Annotated in this window: 18 protein-coding genes and 1 pseudogene; 3 read left to right on the forward strand and 16 right to left on the reverse strand. The window is 68.2% G+C overall.

Features of this window, described 5'->3' with window-relative positions; translation table 11 throughout:
• Positions 1 to 480: HNH endonuclease signature motif containing protein (locus tag J9611_RS21850; protein ID WP_246527673.1), on the forward strand; the 480-nt coding region annotated here is incomplete at its 5' end.
• A gap of 49 nt (positions 481 to 529) precedes the next feature.
• On the opposite strand, the pseudogene J9611_RS21855 reads toward J9611_RS21850, so the two are convergent.
• Positions 530 to 774 (reverse strand): annotated as a pseudogene (locus J9611_RS21855) (IS110 family transposase); the annotation flags it as partial.
• Positions 775 to 1,026: 252 nt separating this feature from the next.
• Between J9611_RS21855 and J9611_RS11255 the strand changes: the two are divergent.
• A complete protein-coding gene (locus J9611_RS11255) occupies positions 1,027 to 2,268 on the forward strand; it encodes a PrsW family intramembrane metalloprotease (RefSeq protein ID WP_211880196.1) in 1,242 nt (413 codons plus the stop codon).
• Positions 2,269 to 2,349: 81 nt separating this feature from the next.
• Here the strand turns inward: J9611_RS11255 and nusB are convergent, their stop codons facing one another.
• The 15 genes from nusB to J9611_RS11330 all read right to left on the reverse strand — a co-directional run bounded on the left by nusB (position 2,350) and on the right by J9611_RS11330 (position 16,874).
• Positions 2,350 to 2,760 (reverse strand): transcription antitermination factor NusB, encoded by a 411-nt coding sequence (nusB, locus tag J9611_RS11260; RefSeq protein ID WP_211880198.1) that lies wholly within the window; start codon positions 2,758 to 2,760, stop codon positions 2,350 to 2,352.
• Positions 2,760 to 3,323: an elongation factor P gene (efp, locus tag J9611_RS11265; protein ID WP_136322650.1), complete on the reverse strand. Its 564-nt coding sequence runs from the start codon at positions 3,321 to 3,323 to the stop codon at positions 2,760 to 2,762. The genes nusB and efp overlap by 1 nt, the downstream gene beginning before the upstream one ends.
• Before the next feature lie 155 nt (positions 3,324 to 3,478).
• The gene (locus tag J9611_RS11270) at positions 3,479 to 3,997 is read right to left on the reverse strand and encodes a tetratricopeptide repeat protein (protein ID WP_211880200.1); all 519 of its coding nucleotides are present in this window, start codon (positions 3,995 to 3,997) and stop codon (positions 3,479 to 3,481) included.
• The gene (gene aroB / locus J9611_RS11275) at positions 3,997 to 5,088 is read right to left on the reverse strand and encodes a 3-dehydroquinate synthase (protein WP_211880202.1); all 1,092 of its coding nucleotides are present in this window, start codon (positions 5,086 to 5,088) and stop codon (positions 3,997 to 3,999) included. The genes J9611_RS11270 and aroB overlap by 1 nt, the downstream gene beginning before the upstream one ends.
• A complete protein-coding gene (locus tag J9611_RS11280) occupies positions 5,085 to 5,642 on the reverse strand; it encodes a shikimate kinase (protein WP_372447782.1) in 558 nt (185 codons plus the stop codon). The genes aroB and J9611_RS11280 overlap by 4 nt, the downstream gene beginning before the upstream one ends.
• 74 nt (positions 5,643 to 5,716) lie before the next feature.
• Positions 5,717 to 6,916: a chorismate synthase gene (gene aroC, locus J9611_RS11285; protein WP_211880206.1), complete on the reverse strand. Its 1,200-nt coding sequence runs from the start codon at positions 6,914 to 6,916 to the stop codon at positions 5,717 to 5,719.
• A 26-nt stretch (positions 6,917 to 6,942) separates the two neighbouring features.
• Positions 6,943 to 7,884 (reverse strand): shikimate dehydrogenase family protein, encoded by a 942-nt coding sequence (locus tag J9611_RS11290; RefSeq protein ID WP_211880208.1) that lies wholly within the window; start codon positions 7,882 to 7,884, stop codon positions 6,943 to 6,945.
• On the reverse strand, positions 7,881 to 9,629 hold the full coding sequence (gene mltG, locus J9611_RS11295; RefSeq protein WP_211880209.1) for an endolytic transglycosylase MltG: 1,749 nt from the start codon (positions 9,627 to 9,629) through the stop codon (positions 7,881 to 7,883). Before mltG ends, J9611_RS11290 begins: the two co-directional genes overlap by 4 nt.
• Positions 9,610 to 10,233, reverse strand: coding sequence for a Holliday junction resolvase RuvX (ruvX, locus tag J9611_RS11300; RefSeq protein ID WP_211880211.1), 624 nt, complete (start codon positions 10,231 to 10,233; stop codon positions 9,610 to 9,612). The genes mltG and ruvX overlap by 20 nt, the downstream gene beginning before the upstream one ends.
• A gap of 11 nt (positions 10,234 to 10,244) precedes the next feature.
• The gene (gene alaS, locus J9611_RS11305) at positions 10,245 to 12,923 is read right to left on the reverse strand and encodes an alanine--tRNA ligase (RefSeq protein WP_211880213.1); all 2,679 of its coding nucleotides are present in this window, start codon (positions 12,921 to 12,923) and stop codon (positions 10,245 to 10,247) included.
• Between the two features lie 175 nt (positions 12,924 to 13,098).
• On the reverse strand, positions 13,099 to 13,380 hold the full coding sequence (locus tag J9611_RS11310) for a DUF6167 family protein (protein ID WP_281414557.1): 282 nt from the start codon (positions 13,378 to 13,380) through the stop codon (positions 13,099 to 13,101).
• A 20-nt stretch (positions 13,381 to 13,400) separates the two neighbouring features.
• A complete protein-coding gene (locus J9611_RS11315; protein WP_211880222.1) occupies positions 13,401 to 13,775 on the reverse strand; it encodes a DUF948 domain-containing protein in 375 nt (124 codons plus the stop codon).
• A gap of 173 nt (positions 13,776 to 13,948) precedes the next feature.
• Positions 13,949 to 14,575, reverse strand: a complete 627-nt coding sequence (rpsD, locus tag J9611_RS11320) for a 30S ribosomal protein S4 (protein ID WP_211880215.1) — start codon at positions 14,573 to 14,575, stop codon at positions 13,949 to 13,951.
• A gap of 162 nt (positions 14,576 to 14,737) precedes the next feature.
• Complete coding sequence (locus J9611_RS11325; protein ID WP_211880217.1) at positions 14,738 to 15,136, reverse strand: cupin domain-containing protein; 399 nt, start codon at positions 15,134 to 15,136, stop codon at positions 14,738 to 14,740.
• 280 nt (positions 15,137 to 15,416) lie between these two features.
• Entirely contained in the window at positions 15,417 to 16,874 is a 1,458-nt protein-coding gene (locus J9611_RS11330) for a replication-associated recombination protein A (RefSeq protein WP_211880218.1), read from the reverse strand.
• Positions 16,875 to 16,959: 85 nt separating this feature from the next.
• On the opposite strand from J9611_RS11330, the gene J9611_RS11335 reads away from it, so the two are divergent.
• Entirely contained in the window at positions 16,960 to 17,607 is a 648-nt protein-coding gene (locus tag J9611_RS11335; RefSeq protein ID WP_211880220.1) for an acVLRF1 family peptidyl-tRNA hydrolase, read from the forward strand.
• Positions 17,608 to 17,776: the final 169 nt, after the last annotated feature.

Genomic DNA, 17,776 nt, shown 5'->3' on the forward strand with positions numbered 1-17,776 from the left:
TTCCCCGGCTGCAGCAACCACTCCCTGGACAACGAAGCAGACCACCTCCTGGCCTGGGCCGACGGCGGCAACACCGGCATCTCCAACCTGGGCCAGCCCTGCCCCAGGCACCACCGCCTTAAACACAACTCCTCCTGGAAACCAACCGGCGCCAGCAAGGACAACCCACCAGGATGGACCTCTCCGTCAAGACGGCACTACCCCAGCGAGCACCAGGACTGGGAACCACCCCACTGGCCACACCACCTCCAGACCACGGACACAGGCCCGGACCAATGCCTGCCCGCAGACCCGGGACCGGAACTGCCCCCGGACCCCTTCCCGGACTGGCACTCATTCACGGACTGGCACCAAATCCCGGCCGCAGACACGGACGACCCGGGCCGGCCCACGCCCCTCGAGGACCCCATCCCGGAATGCCTGTTCTCACGGCCTCGGACAACGCCTGACGCGAAAATTGCGGTGACAGTGTCTCGATGACGGGGACTCTCATCAACGATGTATCGGGGGGTTGGCGTTTTAGCTGTCGTTATCCTTTCTGTTGCAGAGGCTTGAGAGTCACCTGGTAGCCCAGGGATTCGAACTGTCCGATCGCGCGGGCTTTGGTTTTCGCCGGTGCCTGCCGGATGAGTAGCCGGCTCCGGGGTCCCGGCTGGGTTCGCCCGGGGTGAGCATATGCCAGGCTGCGGTGAGCATGGCGTGTTCGACGGCGACGAGTGCCTTGGACGGTCCCCGCCGGGCAGTGACGCGCCGGTACTTGGCGGAATAGTAGGTCCTCGCCGGGTTAGGTCCCGCAGCTCACGGATCGGCGGGGGCACGAAGGAGGGCCGCCGTGGGCGCCCAGACCGGCCACCCAGGCGGCAGCGGCGACACGTCGGTTTTGCGGCCCGAAACGCTCCTGGCGTCACGGGCATCACGGGCGTTGACCAGGACCTCGTCTCGAGTCTGGCCATACGCCCAGACCCCACCAGCACGTTTGGAAGTCTCACCTCCGATACCGCGGAACGTCCGGCTAGGCTCTTGTGCATGACGAGCCACGATCCGCGGTCCGGTGGCCACCCGCCGTTGCCGCAACAGGCCAACCCCAGCTGGATGGGGCACGTCCCGGAACAGCATTACCGGCCGGCACCGGCGAACTACGCAGGCCAGCTCCGGGCCGGCCTGCCTCCCGCCGTTCCGGCCGCGAGCAGCAGCCGCCGCTCCACCGGCGCGGTGGGGCTGGTTGCGGGCGGCGGGATACTCGGCTTCCTGAGCCTGTTCGCGGTCCTGCCCTTTGTCCTCGGCAACACCGGTATCGCGGGCTTCGTCATCGGCTTTGTCGCGTCGCTGCTGCCGCTGGGCGCGGTCCTGCTCGCCGTGCGCGTGATCGACCGCTGGGAGCCCGAGCCCAAACGGCTGCTGCTCTTCGCCTTCGTCTGGGGCGCCCTGGTCTCCATCTCGGTCACCCTGCTGATCGAGCCGTACTTCTCGCTCGCCGCCGGCCCGGCGTCCGGCCTGGACTACCGGACCTTCGCTGCCACCGTACAGGCGCCGGTGGTCGAGGAGTTCGCCAAGTCGCTGGGCCTGCTGCTGCTCCTGCTCTTCGCCCGCAGGCACTTCGACGGCCCGGTCGACGGCGTCGTGTTTGCCTTCACGATCGCCGGCGGCTTCGCGTTCACCGAGAACATCCTGTACTTCGGCCGGGCCATCGCCGAATCGTCCGACCCCGGCACCGATCTCGCGGTGGTCCTCTTCCTGCGCGGTGTCATGTCGCCCTTCGCCCACGCCATCTTCACCGGGACCACCGGCCTCATCATGGGCTTCGCCGCGCGGCGCTGGCACACCGGGCTGTCCGTGGCCGCGTTCGCCGTGGGGCTGATCCCCGCGATGCTGCTGCACAGCGGGTGGAACAGCATGGGACAGGACTTCCTGGCCCAGTACATCCTGGTCCAGGTGCCGATCTTCCTGCTGGCGGTCGTGGTCATTGTGCTGCTGCGGGTGGCGGAGCGGAGGCTCACCCGCCAGCGGCCCAAGGAATACGCGGCGGCCGGCTGGTTCACGTCCGCGGAGGTGGAGATGCTGTCCACCGGGGCCGGCCGGCGTGCGGCCCTGCGCTGGGCCACGTCCATCGGCCGGGGTCCGCAGATGAAGGCCTTCCTGCACGCCGCCACCCACCTTGCCTTTACCCGGCAGCGGATCCTCAGCGGCCGGGACGTGCCGGCACACCAGCTCGAGGAACAGCGGCAGCTGGCCGACGTCGTCGCCCTCCGCGCCGCCGTCCTCCGCTAGCGGAATGGACCGGGCAAGGGAGCTCCGGACAAAAAAGAACCCCGTCCGGGGTGCGCCGGACGGGGTTTCCTCTTGCCTGATTCAGGCGAGCAGTGAAGGCTTCAGCTGCTGCAGGCGGCCCAGCAGGCCGTTGATGAACGACGGCGACTCGTCCGTGGAGAGCGTCTTGGCCAGGGCCACGGCCTCGCTGACGGCGACACCGTCCGGGACGTCGTCGTTGTAGAGCAGTTCCCAGGTGCCGATCCGGAGGATGATCCGGTCCACCGACGGCATGCGCTCGAGGGTCCAGCCCTGCGAGTACGTTTCGAGGAACTCGTCGATGGCCACCTGGTGGGACACCACGCCCTCGACGATTTCGAGGGTGTAGGGGTTGACGATCTGGTCCGTCTGCTCGCGGCGGGACCGCAACACGTCGAACGCCGGGACGGAACGCTGCTCCGCCTCGAAGAGAACATCCAGGGCCCGGTTACGGGCCTTACCGCGTGCACTCACTAGTCGTTGACCCTGCCAAGGTAGCTGCCGTCGCGGGTGTCGACCTTGACCTTGGTGTTGTTCTCGACGAACAGGGGAACCTGGATCTCGTAGCCGGTCTCGAGCGTGGCGGGCTTGGTGCCGGCCGAGGAGCGGTCGCCCTGCAGGCCCGGCTCCGTGTAGGTGATCTCGAGCACGACGCTCGGCGGCAGCTCGATGTAGAGCGGGTTGCCCTCGTGGATGGCGATGTTGACCATCTGGTTTTCGAGCATGAAGTTGGTGGCGTCACCGACGGTGGGACCGGGAACGGTGAGCTGGTCGAAGTCCTGTGTGTCCATGAACACGAAGTCCGCGCCGTCCTGGTACAGGTACTGGTAGTCGCGGCGGTCAACCGTGGCGGTCTCGATCTTGAGTCCGGCGTTGAAGGTCTTGTCGACGACCTTGCCGGACATCACGTTGCGCATCTTGGTGCGCACAAACGCGCCGCCCTTGCCGGGCTTGACGTGCTGGAACTCAATGATGTTCCAGAGCTGGCCCTCAAGCTTGAGGACGGTTCCGTTCTTGATGTCGTTAGTGGTTGCCACTGTATCCTCTGGTTTCTTTTCTGACGGGTTCTAGCTGCCAGCCGTTTATGCCAGGCAGGCATGCCATGCGGCCCGCCAGCGCCTATTTATCAAAAATCCAAGACCTACTCTACCGGTTCCGGCGGACCGCTGCCTGACGGGGCCCGGGCTTCCGCTTAGGAAGCCCGGTCCAGCACGTCCCTGGCGCGCTGCAGCGCCACCGTGGAGGCGTAGATCAGCGCCGCGTCGGCGGAGCCGGCCACCCGGAGATCGAGGGCCTTGGCGAAGGATTCGACGGCGGCCGCGAGGTTGCCGCCGGCAAAGTAGGACCGGCCCAGCTGCTGGCGGATTGACGCCTCGTCCGGGGTGCCGCGCGTCTCGGCCAGCAGTTGCCGGAACAGCTCCACGGCGCGGTCGAACCGGTTGGAGACCCGCAGCACGTCCGCCTCGAAGATCCGCAGCCGGAGCGAACCGGGGTTGGTGTACCGGGCCTCGGCCAGCAGTTCCGCGGCTTCCGCCGCGTGGCCCTGGACGAGGCGCACGAAGATCAGGTCCGCCGGATCCGTCGAGGCTTCCAGCGCCGCGGCGCAGGCCTCCTCGTTGACGATCTGCGGCATCAGGCTGTCCGGGTTGACCTTGATCCCGGGGAACCCGGCATCAGGCCAATCGCTGGTCCCGCCTGTGACGGTGGCCATCAGGAGGCTATCTCCTGGTACGCCGCGAACAGCAGGGAGGTGTCCGGGACGTCGAGGATACCGGGGCGCCCGACGCCGTCGAGCACCACGAAGCGCAGCAGGTCACCGCGTGACTTCTTGTCCCGGCGCATGCCGTCCAGCAGGGCCTGCCAGCGGTCCCGCCGGTAGGTGACGGGAAGCCCCAGGCTCTCCAGGATGCTGCGGTGCCGGTCGGCGTCGGCGTCGCTGAGGCGCCCGACGCTGCGGGACAGTTCCGCGGCGAACATCATGCCGACCGAGACGGCGGCGCCGTGGCGCCAGGAGTAGCGCTCGGCGAGCTCGATGGCGTGCCCCAGCGTGTGGCCGTAGTTGAGGATCTCGCGCTGGCCGGCTTCCTTGAGGTCCTCGGAGACGACCTTGGCCTTGACGGAGATGGCGCGCTCGATCAGTTCCCGCAGCACGACGGAACGGGGATCGGACACGGCCGCGGGATCCTTTTCGACCAGTTCGAGGATGGCCGGATCGGCGATGAAGCCGCACTTGATGACCTCGGCCATGCCGGAGATGATCTCGTTCTTCGGCAGCGTGTCCAGCGTGTCCAGGTCCACCAGGACGCCGGCGGGCGGGTGGAAGGCCCCGACGAGATTTTTGCCTTCGGCGGTGTTGATACCGGTCTTGCCGCCGACGGCGGCGTCCACCATGCCAAGCAGGCTCGTGGGCAGGTGGATGACCTTGACGCCGCGCAGCCAGGTCGCCGCGACGAAGCCGGCGAGGTCGGTCACGGCTCCGCCGCCCACGGCGACGACGGCGTCCGAGCGGGTGAAGTCGTTTTGTCCCAGCACCTGCCAGCAGAAGGACGCCACCTCGATGTGCTTGCCTTCTTCGGCGTCCGGGATCTCGGCGGTGAGCGCGGTGAAGCCGGCCGCGGCCAGCTCCTCACGGACGGTGTCGCCGGTGAGCCGGAGCGCACGCGGGTGGATGACGAGGACGCGCTTGACGCGCTCGCCCAGCAGCGCGGGCAGGCCTGCCAGCAGTCCGCGGCCCACGACGACGTCGTAGTTCTCACCGGGGGTCTGCCCGGTGACCTTGATGACGGTTGATTCGGTACTCACTTTTCAACTTCCTTTGTCGCCGCTGGCGTGCGCCCCGCCGCGGTCTTCGCGGCGGCATACTCCTCCAGCGCATCTTCCAGCCGGTGAGCCAGGTCCGGCACGGATCCGCGCCGGACATCGAGAACCAGGTCGGCGAGCCGTTCGTACACCGGCTGCCGGGTGGCGAAGAGCGTCCGCCAGCGCCCCATGGCGTCGCCGGCCAACAGCGGACGGCCGGAGTTCTTGGCGATGCGTTCGGAGACGGTGTCCGCGTCGCATTCCAGATAGACCACGGTGCAGCGGCCGAGCAACTGCTGCGTGCCGGAGTCCAGCACGGCCCCGCCGCCGAGCGAGATCACGGTATTGCTGCCTTCCGCCGCTTCGATGGCCTCGGCCACGGTCCGCGCTTCGATCTCGCGGAAGGCGTGCTCGCCCCGGCCCGCGAAGATGTCCGCAATGGTGCCATGGCTGGCGACAATCGCGACGTCGGTGTCCACGAAGGGTGCCGCCAGGTGCTGGGCGAGCTGCTGCCCTATCGCGGACTTGCCCACGGCCATCGGCCCGATCAGGACGATCGGTCCGGTAGCGGGCGCGCGCCGACTGGTCCCGGCGGGGCGCCGACCGGTCCCGGGATTGTTCCTGCCCGGCACTAGTGGCCGATCGAGTCCAGGGACGCCGGAATGTTGTCCAGGTAACCCTTGATGTTGCGGGCGGTTTCCTGCACGGAATCGCCGCCGAACTTTTCCGTGACCGCTTCGGCGAGGACCAGGGCCACCATGGCTTCGGCCACGACGCCGGCGGCGGGGACGGCACAGACGTCCGAGCGCTGGTGGTGGGCCTTGGCGGCCTCCCCCGTGCTGACGTCGATGGTCTTCAGGGCGCGGGGCACGGTGGCGATCGGCTTCATGGCCGCACGGACGCGCAGCACGTCGCCGATGCTCATGCCCCCTTCGATGCCGCCGGCGCGGTTGCTGGTGCGGATGATCCTGCCGCTTTCGTCCTTGACGATCTCGTCATGCGCGGCGGAGCCGCGGCGGGCCGCGGTGAGGAAGCCGTCGCCGACCTCCACGCCCTTGATCGCCTGGATGCCCATCAGGGCCGCGGCCAGGCGCGAATCGAGGCGCCGGTCCCAGTGGACGTAGCTGCCCAGTCCCGGCGGCAGGCCGTAGGCGAGGACCTCGACGACGCCGCCGAGGGTTTCGCCTTCCTTGTGCGCGACGTCGACCTCGGCCACCATGGCGTCGGAGGTCTCGCGGTCGAAGCAGCGCAGCGGGTCGGAGTCGAGGGCCAGGACGTTGTCAGGGACCGGCAGCGGCCGGCCTTCCGGAACGGCGACGCTGGCGATGGAGACGGTGTGGGAAACGAGCTCGATGCCGAGCTGCTTCAGGAACGCGGCGGCGACGGTGCCGAGCGCCACCCGGGTGGCGGTCTCGCGTGCGCTGGCACGCTCCAGGACGGGCCGGGCCTCGTCGAAGCCGTACTTCTGCATGCCGGTGAAATCGGCGTGCCCGGGCCGGGGCCGGGTCAGCGGGGCGTTCCGCGCCTGGTCGGCCAGGATTTCGGGGGCCACGGGATCGGCAGACATGATCTGCTCCCACTTGGGCCATTCGGTGTTGCCGATCTGGATGGCAACGGGGCCGCCCTGGGTCAGTCCGTGGCGGACGCCGCCGAGGATCGTGACCACGTCCTGTTCAAATTTCATCCGTGCGCCGCGGCCGTAGCCGAGCCGCCGGCGGGCCAGCGCCTCCGCGATCAGGGCGCCGGTGAGCTCGACACCGGCGGGCACGCCTTCAATTATTCCGACCAGTGCCGGACCATGGGATTCTCCGGCAGTCAACCAACGCAACATAAATTCCATCCTGCCATGTCCGGCACTTACACCATGCGTCGAGGGGCCCCGACTGCGTCACACATCACATCTGTGACTTCGGCCGGAACCGCCCCGCCCAGGCCGGTGAAGTGGCGGACCTGTTCCACCGCCTGGTAGATCAGCATTTCCAGGCCGGGAACAACGTTGCCGCCGGCGTCCCGCCAGACGGAGGCGATCCGGCTGGGCCACGGATCGTAGGCCACATCCAGCAGCACGCCCGGTTTTCCGGGGGCCGGTCCGGAGGCGGTTCCGCGGGCGGATTCCCGCTGCAGTTCCCGCTGCACCTCGGCGGCAAGCCGGTCGGCGGCGCGGGGCGGCAGGGTGGAGATGACGACGTCGGCCGCGGCGACGGCGGCGGCCGCGGCGGCGATCGGGAGCACCTGCACGGGGAGCCCGAGGGCAGCGGCGGCGGCGCGGGCTTCGGCGGCGCGGCTGACATCGCGCACGAACACGTCAGCGCCCGGTGCGCCCAGCTCCTTCAGGGCAGCGAGGGCGGCGGCCGCCGTCCCGCCGCCGCCCAGCACGACGGCGGTGGGCGCGGCTGCCGCGCCCGCGTGCCGGAGGGCGTTGACGATGCCGGCGACGTCGGTGTTGTACCCGATGAGGCGGGTGGAGGCGCTGTTTTCTCCGGACGGGCCGGATCCGGAATCGCCGCGCTCAAAAGCGACAGTGTTGACGACGCCCAGGGTGCGCGCCACACCGCGGACCTCGTCCATTTCCCGGACCATGGCGGACTTCAGCGGCATGGTCACCGACAATCCGCGCCAGCCTCCATCTTTCCGTACTTCGTCCCGCACGGTGGCCATGAAGTCCGGCAGCTGCTCCTCGGTCACGTCAATGGCCGAGTAGGCAAGCTCCACGCCGAGGTAGGCGTACGCGGCCCGGTGCAGGGCCGGGGACTTCGAATGGCCGATGGGGTGTCCGAGTACGGCAGCCCGCAGCGTCATACGCAGCGTCCCGGGTTTGCCGCGCACCAGTCGTTGTACTTGGCCACGTAGGTGTTGTGCTCCGCCAGCGTCTTGGAGAACTTCGTCTCCTTGGTGTCGAGGTTGATGGTCACCCAGTACAGGTAGTCGTTGGCCTTGGGCTTCGCGGCGGCGTCGATGGCCGTCTTCCCGGGCGATCCGATCGGCCCGGCCGGCAGGCCGGTGTTGGCGTAGGTGTTGTAGGGGTTGGACTTGTCGACCTTCTGGACCTCGTCGATGTGGAAGCTCCTGATGCCGAGCCCGTAGGTGACCGTGGCGTCGGACTGGATCAGCCCGTTCGTCTCTGTGTTGCCCGGCTTGAGCCGGTTGTAGATCGCCCCCGCGACGTCACCGTATTCCGCCTGGCCGCCTTCGGCCTGGACGATGCTGGCGACGGTGATGGCGTCGTACTGCTTGGCCGGATCCGTGACGCCCTGTGCCTTGAGCTCGTCCAGGGTAGAGGTCACGAGCTTCTGCAGGATGTCCTTGCCGGAGGTGCCCAGCGGGAAGCGGAATTCGCCGGGGGCGAGGAAGCCCTCGAGGTTCTTGGCCCTGGCCTGGACGCCGAACTGTGCCGGCGCATCGCTGAGGGCCTTGAGCTGGGCCGCGGGGATCCCGGTGCCCTCGGAAATTGCCTGCAGGGATTCGCTGATTCTCAACCCGGCACTCAGGGCGAAGTACATGACCTTGCCCTTGTCCTTGTTCAGCAGCACATCCACGGCGTCGGAGCTCTTCATCTCCAGGCGCATGGTGAAGTCACCGGGGCTCAGCGCCCCGCCGGAGGCCGTGAAGGCCTTGAGGAAGGTATCGGCGTTCGCGACGACCTTCTTGGCCTGGAGTTCCGTGGCGACGGACTTGGGACCGGCGCCTTCAGGCACGGTGATCGTCACCTGGCCTGTGCCCGGTCCGGGGAAGTCGGCGGCGGTGTCGCTTCCGAGGAGCGGTTTGAGGAACTGCGCGCCGACGACGACCGCGACCACGAACACCGTCAGCGTCAGCACCAGGGCCAGGAAACGACGGCGGCGCCGGACCTTCTTGGACGGGCCCTTGGCGGTGCGGATGCTCGCGGCTCCTGTCAGTTCATGGCCGGGCCCGGCCGGATAGTCGTTTTCGTCTGTGTCGTGCAGGTCTGCGGCGTGCCTAGCTGCGGCGTGCAGGTCTGCGGCGCCGTAGGCGTGGCCGGCCTCATCATCCGGGTGGGCAGCGTAGCCGTCGTGGAATTCAGCCTCATGATGGGCTTCATAGCCGTGCTCCGGTACCGGCGGATGATGCTGCCCGTCCGCGTGGGGGATCCCGCCCGCGAACTCCTGCACAGCGGCTTCCTGCACAGCGGCTTCCTGCACAGCGGCTTCCTGCACAGCGGCTTCCTGGACGGGCTCGTCCTGGACGGACTCTTCATGGACGGTGGGGGCTGCCTCCGGCAGCTCCGGAGTGTCGGCCGGCGGGAGCGGCGCGGAAGCCGCCGGCACTTCCGGCTGGACGGCTTCCGGCGTTTCCGCCGGCTGAGTTTCCGCCGGCTGAGTTTCTGTTGGGCGGACTTCGGCTGGTGCCGCCGGCACTGCCGCCGTCGGCGTGCGTTCGCCGGTCTCGAAAGCCTGCGGCGGGATCAGGTTGTGACCCTGGGTCGCCAGGAACTTCTCCCGGGCCCTGAGCTCCTTGCGCGTCAGCGGCCGGTCGGCACCGCCGGAAGCGACACCTGCGGTGTCGTCACTGTTGACCGGGCTCACTGTGGCCTTCCGTGTTGTGCTGATCGCGGTTGTGCTGATCGCGGTTGTGCTGCTGGCGTTCTGCCGCTTCGTCGGCACTGTTACCGGCCGGCCCCGGAGCGGACTCCGCGTAAACGCGGCTTCCGATCTCCGTTCCCCTGGCCTTTTGCATATCGATCGCGTGCTGCAGGATACCTGCGGCCGCAACCTGATCAACCACTTTACGGTGATCCCGGCTGCTCATGCCAGCTTCGCGGAGATTGCGGTGGGCCGTCACGGTGCTCAGCCGCTCATCCACGAGGCGCACCGGCACCCCGGACCCGCTGTCCCGGAGCATACCGGCCAGCAACGTGGCGTAGTCCGTTGCCATCCGGGCCGAAGCATGCTCCTCGCCCTTCATCGTCCGCGGCAGGCCCACGAAGATCTCCACGGCACCCAGCTCCACGGCCAGGGCCGCCAGGATGCGCACGTCGGTGTTCTTCTTCGCGTTCCGGTCCAGGGTCCGCAGCGGGGTCGCCAGGATGGAGTCGCGGTCACAAACCGCCACGCCGACCCGGACGGTGCCGACGTCCACCCCCAGTTTCACGCCCTGGGGGTAGACGCCGGGCTCAGCAGCTTCAGTCACGTCGTTTCCCGTTATCGCCGGGTGATGGCATCCACGACGGCGGCCAGGGCAGCGCCGACCTGGGCGGCGTCCGTGCCGCCGCCCTGGGCGACGTCGTCCTTGCCGCCGCCGCCGCCGCCGAGGACTCCGGCGGCGAGCCGCACGAGGGCGCCCGCCTTCACGCCGGCTGTCCGGGCGGCTTCGTTGGTGGCGATGAGGATCACCGGACGGTCGTTGCTGACACCGGCGACGGCGACGGCGGCGGGCTCGGAGCCGAGGCGCGTCCGCAGGTCCAGGGCGAGGCCGCGGAGGTCATCCGCGCCGCTGACCTGGCCGGCGTCGTGCGCGATGACCGTGATCCCGGCGGCGTCCCGGGCGGTCCCGACGAGCTGCGCGGCGGCGGCCGTGAGCTGGGCCTTGCGCAGCCGCTCGAGTTCCTTCTCGGCCGTCTTGAGCTTGGTCAGCGTGGTGGCGATCCGGTCTGCGAGGAGCCCGGACGGGACCTTGAGCATTTCGGTCAGCTCGGTCACGAGGGCGCGCTCGGCGGCCAGGTGCCGGAAGGCGTCCATCCCGACGAAGGCCTCCACGCGGCGGTTTCCGGACCCGACGGACTGGTCCCCGAGCAGGGACAGGCTGCCGATCAGGGCCGTGTTCCCGACGTGGGTGCCGCCGCAGAGCTCCCGGGACCAGGCGCCGTCGATCTCCACGACGCGGACCTCGTTGCCGTAGTTCTCGCCGAAGAGCGCCATGGCGCCGAGGGCCTTGGCCTGGGCGAGGCCCATGACCTTCGTTTCCACCCGGAAGTTGTTGCGGATGGCGATGTTGGAGACTTCCTCGATCTCGGACCGGGTGGCGGCGCTGAGGCCCTCGCCCCAGGCGAAGTCGAAGCGGAGGTAGCCGGCCTTGTTGAACGATCCGCGCTGCAGGGCTTCCGGGCCGAGGATCTGGTGCAGGGCCGCGTGCACGATGTGCGTGCCGGTGTGGGCCTGCTCGGCGGCGTGGCGGCGTTCGGCGTCCACGGCGGCCAGGACCTGCGAGTCGGCGCCGATCTCACCTTCGCGGACGATCGCCTTGTGCACGCTCAGGCCCTTGATGGGGCGCTGGACGTCCAGGACCTCGACGACGAAGCCCTCGCCGGTGATCAGCCCGGTGTCCGCCGACTGGCCGCCGGCCTCGGCGTAGAACGGGGTCTCGGCAAGAACAAGCTCGATTTCCTCGCCGGTGGATGCCTGGGCGACCTTCCGGCCGCCGGACAGGATCCCGCGGACCTTGGACTCACCGGCGAGATCGGTGTAGCCGGTGAAGACAGTCTCACCGGCGGTGAGCAGTTCCTGGAAGGCGCTGAGATCGGCGTGCGCGCCCTTCTTGCCCTTGGCGTCCGCCTGCGCGCGGTGGCGCTGTTCGAGCATGAGCTTGCGGAATTCGGGCTCGTCGACCTTGAGCCCGGCCTCCTCCGCCATTTCGAGGGTGAGGTCAATCGGGAAGCCGTAGGTGTCGTGCAGGGCGAAGGCGTCGGCGCCGGAGAGCGGATTGCCGGCGGCCTTGGACTCCTTCACGGCGTCTTCGAGCCGCGCCGTGCCCGAGGCGATGGTGCGCAGGAAGGCCTTCTCTTCGGCGTAGGCGATCCGGCTGATGCGGTCGAAGTCCGTCTCCACGATGGGGTAGACGCCCTTCATGGCGTCCCGGGACGCGGGCAGGAGATCGGGGAGGCAGGCCTTTTCGACGCCGAGCAGGCGCATGGAGCGCACGGCGCGGCGGATCAGGCGGCGCAGCACGTAGCCGCGGCCCTCGTTCGTCGGGGTGACGCCGTCGGCGATCAGCATGAGGGCGGAGCGGATGTGGTCGGCGACGACGCGCATCCTGACGTCGTCGGTGTGGTGCGGGTCCTCGGGAGTCTCGGCGGAGGTGTATTCGCGGCCGGAGAGGGCGGCGGCCTTGTCGATCACGGGGCGGACCTGGTCCGTCTCGTACATGTTCTCGACGCCCTGCAGGATCATCGCGAGGCGCTCCATGCCGAGGCCTGTGTCGATGTTCTTCATCGGCAGTTCGCCGGTGATGTCGAAGTCCACCTTGGAGCGGACGTTGTCGATCTGGTACTGCATGAACACGAGGTTCCAGATTTCGACGTACCGGGTCTCATCGGCGATGGGCCCGCCCTCGACGCCATAAGCCGGTCCGCGGTCGTAGTAGATCTCGGAGCAGGGACCGGCAGGGCCGGGCTGGCCGGTGGACCAGTAGTTGTCCGCCTTGCCCATCCGCTGGATCCGCCCGGCCGGGACGCCGGTGTTCTTCAGCCACAGCTCTTTGGCTTCGTCGTCCTCTTCGTAGACGGTGACCCAGAGCCGCTCGGGGTCCAGGCCGTAGCCGCCGTCGTCCACGCTCGTGGTGAGCAGTTCCCAGGCGAACCTGATGGCGTCTTCCTTGAAGTAGTCGCCGAAGGAGAAGTTGCCGCACATCTGGAAGAAGGTGCCGTGGCGGGCTGTCTTGCCGACTTCCTCGATGTCGCCGGTCCGGATGCACTTCTGCACGCTCGTGGCCCGCTTGTAGGGGGCCTCCTCACGCGCGGTCAGGTACGGGATGAACGGGACCATGCCGGCCACCGTGAACAGCAGGGAAGCGTCGCTGGAGACCAGGGAGGCGGAAGGAACCGCGGTGTGGCCCTTGCTGACAAAAAAGTCGATCCAGCGCTTGGTGATCTCCTGCGACTTCATGAGCTGATTACATACCCTTCAATATTCACTGCGTATTTTGTCCACGCGCGTAGTCCGCGGAACAAGCTTGATTCCGGGGTGTGGGTCCCGGTATTGGTTTTGGTAGCGGCCTGGCGGCCGTGCGAGCAGCACTGTGAGCTGCCCTGCCCACCGCCCCTGGCGGAAGCCGCTCTTTCTAATTCTCCCCCGGCTGGCGCCGGAGTGCAGCCTGGCTGTTGACGACTGTGTCCTTACCAGTGTCTATGCCTGTGTCTATGCCGAGGGCGGAGCGGAGTTCGGTTTCCCGCTCCTGCATGCCTTCCCGCACGGCATCGGCGAAGTCAAACAGGCCGTCGGCGAGCCGTCCGACGGCCCGGTTCAGGCCCTCAGGGCCGAGGTTCGACTGTGCCTGGGTGATCTTGCGGAAGGCGATGACGCCGATCGCGACGCCGATTCCCATCCAGATGATTCTGTTCATGTCAGGTTCTCCAGCTGGACTTAGCGGCTGCGGCGGCCGGTGGCGGGCTTCTTGCGGGCGGTGAAGGCAGAGCGCACGCCGTAGCTGAAGGCAGCCACCTTGATCAGCGGGGACCCCACGGTGGCGGCCATAAGCGAGGACAGCGCCGAAATGTTGGCGGAAGCGTCCGAGACGTTGGAGGCGATCCCGTCGACCTTCTTCAGCTGCTGGTTGGTGGTGGAGACGGTGGCGGTGACTTCGTCCATGAGCGGAGTGGCGCCGTCACTGATCGAGCGGATGGAGGTCCGCACCTCGTCAAGCACTCCGCCGAGCTTCAAAATCGGCACGGCGAGCAGCAGGACCAGCAGTGCAAACACCCCGGCCGCGATCAGGCCGGCAATATCGCCACCAGACATAGACATTCATCTCCTTGTTGCGTCGTGTTCCTGCAGGTCACTGTGTTCCTGCAGATCACTCCGGGTGGCGCGGACGGCATCCGGAGAACTCCCCCAAGTACCTTACATACAAAGAAGCCCGCGGCGCTTGCCGCGGGCTTCGTTGTATGTACTGCGTTTGATCCGGGTTGGATCTAGCGTGCGTAGAATTCCACGACGAGCTGCTCTTCGCAGGTCACGGGGATCTCGGTGCGCTTGGGGCGGCGGACCAGGCGGGCCTGGAGGGCGTCAAGCTTGACGTCCAGGTAAGCCGGGACCATCGGCAGGACGTCGCGGTGTGCGCCGGCTGCTGCAACCTGGAACGGGGGCATGACTTCGCTGCGGCTGTGGACGTGGACCAGCTGGCCCTCACCGACGCGGAAAGACGGGCGGTCGACTCGGATGCCGTCAACCAGGATGTGGCGGTGCACAACCAGCTGGCGGGCCTGGGCGATGGTGCGGGCGAAGCCGGCACGCAGCACGAGGGCGTCGAGACGCATTTCGAGCAGTTCGATCAGGTTTTCACCGGTCAGGCCCTTGGTGCGGCGTGCTTCTTCGAAGGCACGGGTCATCTGGGCTTCGCGGATGCCGTACTGGGCGCGCAGACGCTGCTTTTCGCGCAGACGTACGGCGTAGTCGGAGTCCTGCTTCTTGCGGGCACGGCCATGCTCACCGGGGCCGTACGGGCGGCGCTCCATGTACTTGGCGGCCTTGGGGGTCAGAGCGATGCCGAGTGCACGCGAGAGGCGTGCTGTACGGCGAGCACGAGTGTTGTTAGCCACTTGTGTCCTTCCAATATCTGCGGTGTGTCAGTGTTACTGGCCTCCACGATGGAGAGCATCGGCCAACCGCTGCCTTTTGCTACTGGGCACAAGGCATAACCTCAACAAAAGTGAATTTTGTGGATTGTGCGTCCGTGCCTTGCCAGACAACGGACAAGCTTATCAGATTTTGGCGTGCGCTCCTTGGCTGCCCCGCCTGCCGAGCGACGCCGCGCCCAGGAACTCAACGGCCACGAACGATTCCGGCCCCACTACCCATTCATCGTGGCCGGGAGGAATCGCGTACGTGTCGTTGGCCTGGATCGTGGAGCGCAGTCCGTCCGATGATAGAACTTCCATCACGCCGGAGACGCAGAATCCCAGATGGTGGTGCTGGCACAGGCCGGTCCCGTCGAAGGATTTGAGGCACTGGGACCACCGCCAGCCCGGGTCCAGAATGAGCCGGGCCACGGAGTAATCGTTCACGCTGACAAGATCGAATTCGGCCTTCTCCGGGCACCGCTTCCGGTCCGGGGCATCGAAGGACTTAACGGCCAAAGCTGTGACGATATTTATGGACATGGGACACTACCTGGGATCCGGGACGAGGGCGCTGGGCGTGGCTCCAGGCTGATGATGTGCCGGCCGCCGGCCTGGGGCTGGGATAGGAATATCCGGCAAGGTGTGCCGTGGTCCCCCAAAGCGCACGCTCATGACGCACTCGTTTAACGCACGCACGTCCAGCAGGTCAATGCTGAACATGTTTCTACATTAACCTTCCCGGAGGGGAAGTCAAGTGCGGGATGTCAAGAGACGGGATGTCAAGAGGGGATGTCAAGAGAGGGATTCCCTGGCGGTCCCGTCAGGTGCCGCGGATGATCTTCCGCAGACGCTCCAGCCGGGTGGCGATGTCCCGTTCCGCGCCGTTGGCCGTGGGTTCGTAGTAGTCGCGGCCCACCAGGTCGTCCGGCGGGTACTGCTGGGCGGCCACCGAGTGCGGGGCGTCGTGGGCGTATTTGTAGCCCTGCCCGTGGCCCAGCTGCTTGGAGCCCGGGTAGTGCGCGTCGCGCAGATGGGCGGGGACGCCGTTGCCCAGGCCTGCGCGGACGTCGGCGACCGCCTTGTTGATGCCCAGGTAAGCGGCATTGGATTTGGGGGCCGTGGCCAGGTGGACCACGGCCTCGGCCAGCACGATCCGGCCCTCCGGCATGCCGATCAGCTGCACGGCCTGCGCCGCCGCGACCGCGGTCTGCAGGGCCGTGGGATCGGCCATGCCGATGTCCTCGGCGGCCGAGATGACGATGCGCCGCGCCACGAACCGCGGATCCTCCCCCGCCTCGAGCATCCGGGCGAGGTAGTGCAGCGCGGCGTCGACGTCGGAGCCGCGGATCGATTTGATGAACGCGCTGGCGACGTCGTAATGCTGGTCCCCGGCGCGGTCGTAGCGGACGGCGGCGACGTCGAGCGCGCGTTCGGTGTGCTTCAGGCCGATCTTTACCGGATCGGAGGAGGCCTCTGCGTCCGTTTCTTCGGCGGCGGCGTCGACGCCGCCGGCAACGTCGTCCGCGTCCCCGAAGGCCACGCCCGCGGCCGCTTCCAGCGCGGTCAGCGCCCGGCGGGCGTCCCCGCCGGAGAGCCGGACGAGGTGGGCCATGGCCTCGGCGCTGAGTTCGACCCTGCCGTTCAGCCCCCGGACGTCCGTGACGGCCCGCAGCAGCAGGCCCTCGATGTCGGCGTCGGTGAGCGGCCTGAGCGTCAGCAGCAGGGACCGGGAGAGCAGCGGGGAGACCACCGAGAAGGACGGGTTCTCCGTGGTCGCCGCCACGAGCACCACCCAGCGGTTCTCGACGCCGGGCAGGAGGGCGTCCTGCTGGGCCTTGTTGAAGCGGTGGATCTCGTCCAGGAAGAGCACCGTGGTGGTCTTGAACAGATCCCGGGCGGTCAGGGCCTCCTCCATGACACGCCGGACGTCCTTGACGCCGGCGGTGATGGCCGAGAGCTCGACGAACTTCCGGCCCGGCCCCCTGGCGATCACATGCGCCAGCGTCGTTTTACCGGTGCCGGGAGGCCCCCAGAGGATCAGCGAACTCGGACCTGCGGGGCCGGTCGCGTCCGTGCCCGCGGCCAGCTGGCGCAGCGGGGAGCCCGCGCCCAGCAGATGCTGCTGCCCCACCACGTCATCGAGGGTGCGGGGCCGCATCCGGACCGCCAGCGGGCTGCGCGGCGAGGCGGGGCGGCCGGCGCGGCCGGCTTCGGAGGCACCGCCGTCGCCGTCGTCGGCCTCGTCGGTGTCCGTCCCCGAGCCAAATAGATCATCCACATAGATAGGCTACTTGTAGTTGTCCGGTGCCGATCACCGGCGCCGGCCCCGGCAACCGGCCAGCCCAACATTGGAGACACGCACCATGGCATCCCCTGACTTACGGCTGGCCTTTGTCTCCGGAGCGCGGCTCCCGGGGTGGGTGGAGCGGTTCGCCGCGAGCCACGGCGAGGTGGTCCAGGAGGAGCTCGACGGCGGCCTGCGGCTGCGTGCCGCGGACGGCGCCGCCGCGCTGCTCCAGCCGCCCTGGCCGGTGGACGGCCGTCCCGGCCGCGGCGGCGATGCCGTGTCCCGGCTCGCCGCCCTCGCCTCGCAGCCGCGCTGCCTCGGTGCGGTGCTGCTCCGCCGCGGCGGCTATTCCGTGGCCGTGGTCAGCGGGGGTGCTGTGCTCGCGTCCAAGACCGGCACCCGCCATGTCCAGTCCCGCACGGCCGCCGGCGGCTGGTCCCAGCAGCGCTTCGCCCGGCGCCGCGCGAACCAGGCCGATGCCCTGGTGGAGGCCGTCGCGGGGCATGCCGCAAGAATTTTCGCGGACCACCGGATCGAGTATGTGGCGCCGGGCGGTGACAGGACCCTGGCCGAGCTGGTGCTGGCCGAGCCGGTGCTGAAGCAGTACGCCGCCCTGGCTCGGCTGGCGTTCCTGGATGTTCCGGATCCGCGCGCCGTGGTCCTGAAGAAGGCCGCCGCGGACCTGTGCTCGGTGCGGATCCTGGTGAGCGATCCGCCGGCGTAGCTCCGCTTCCGGCCGTTTCGACGGTTCCCTGCAGTTTCGACGGTACGCAGCGTCTTGTAGGCAGGGAACCGTCGAAACGGGGCGGCTACTCCTCGGGCGCCAGCGTGACGGTGACCCCGTTGAGTTCCTCTCTGAAGCCGAGCTGGCAGGAAAGCCTTGAGCCGCATTC

The organism is Pseudarthrobacter albicanus, from assembly GCF_018224015.1.
Classification (GTDB): Bacteria; Actinomycetota; Actinomycetes; order Actinomycetales; family Micrococcaceae; genus Arthrobacter; species Arthrobacter albicanus.

What these genes read in the sequence shown, in the direction of transcription:
- J9611_RS11255 (WP_211880196.1), top strand. Translation starts at nt 1,027, where the DNA reads ATGACGAGCCACGATCCGCGGTCCGGTGGCCACCCGCCGTTGCCGCAA.
- J9611_RS11270 (WP_211880200.1), bottom strand. Translation starts at nt 3,997, where the DNA reads ATGGCCACCGTCACAGGCGGGACCAGCGATTGGCCTGATGCCGGGTTC.
- aroC (WP_211880206.1), bottom strand. Translation starts at nt 6,916, where the DNA reads ATGTTGCGTTGGTTGACTGCCGGAGAATCCCATGGTCCGGCACTGGTC.
- J9611_RS11290 (WP_211880208.1), bottom strand. Translation starts at nt 7,884, where the DNA reads ATGACGCTGCGGGCTGCCGTACTCGGACACCCCATCGGCCATTCGAAG.
- alaS (WP_211880213.1), bottom strand. Translation starts at nt 12,923, where the DNA reads ATGAAGTCGCAGGAGATCACCAAGCGCTGGATCGACTTTTTTGTCAGC.
- J9611_RS11310 (WP_281414557.1), bottom strand. Translation starts at nt 13,380, where the DNA reads ATGAACAGAATCATCTGGATGGGAATCGGCGTCGCGATCGGCGTCATC.
- J9611_RS11315 (WP_211880222.1), bottom strand. Translation starts at nt 13,775, where the DNA reads ATGTCTGGTGGCGATATTGCCGGCCTGATCGCGGCCGGGGTGTTTGCA.
- J9611_RS11325 (WP_211880217.1), bottom strand. Translation starts at nt 15,136, where the DNA reads ATGTCCATAAATATCGTCACAGCTTTGGCCGTTAAGTCCTTCGATGCC.
- J9611_RS11335 (WP_211880220.1), top strand. Translation starts at nt 16,960, where the DNA reads ATGGCATCCCCTGACTTACGGCTGGCCTTTGTCTCCGGAGCGCGGCTC.